At 40.2% G+C, this 301-nt stretch carries 2 protein-coding genes; both read left to right on the top strand.

Annotation, left to right across the window (positions count from 1 at the left end; translation table 11 throughout):
• Positions 1–126 (top strand): ATP-binding protein (locus tag GJU39_RS24410; protein ID WP_209437742.1); only part of this gene is annotated, 126 nt, incomplete at its 5' end.
• 20 nt (positions 127–146) lie between these two features.
• Positions 147–301: transposase (locus tag GJU39_RS24405; protein WP_154281226.1), on the top strand; the 155-nt coding region annotated here is incomplete at its 3' end.

The following is a 301-nucleotide window of genomic DNA, read 5'->3' as shown; positions in this document are numbered from 1 at the left end:
ACAGGAAAAAGCTACCTTGCCACCGCACTTGGATATCAGGCCTGTCAGAATGGATACAAGGTTCTGTATGTCAATACTGGAGTTGCTACATTTGACTGGAGGAATTTAGTTGTCAGATTTAACTAGAAACTTTTAAATTTGATTATATGAGCAAACGAGTATTTGATGATTCCTTCAAAAAAATGGCTATAGATTTATCTAATAGCCGAGGATCGGTGAAAGAGGTTGCAGATGAGCTTGGAATAAACGATAGCCTTCTGAGTAAATGGAGACAGCGTGAGTCGGAGCCCAAACAGAGTCC

The organism is Pedobacter petrophilus (assembly GCF_009674725.1).
Taxonomy (GTDB): domain Bacteria; phylum Bacteroidota; class Bacteroidia; order Sphingobacteriales; family Sphingobacteriaceae; genus Pedobacter; species Pedobacter petrophilus.
This window is presented reverse-complemented; position numbering and strand designations above follow the sequence as displayed.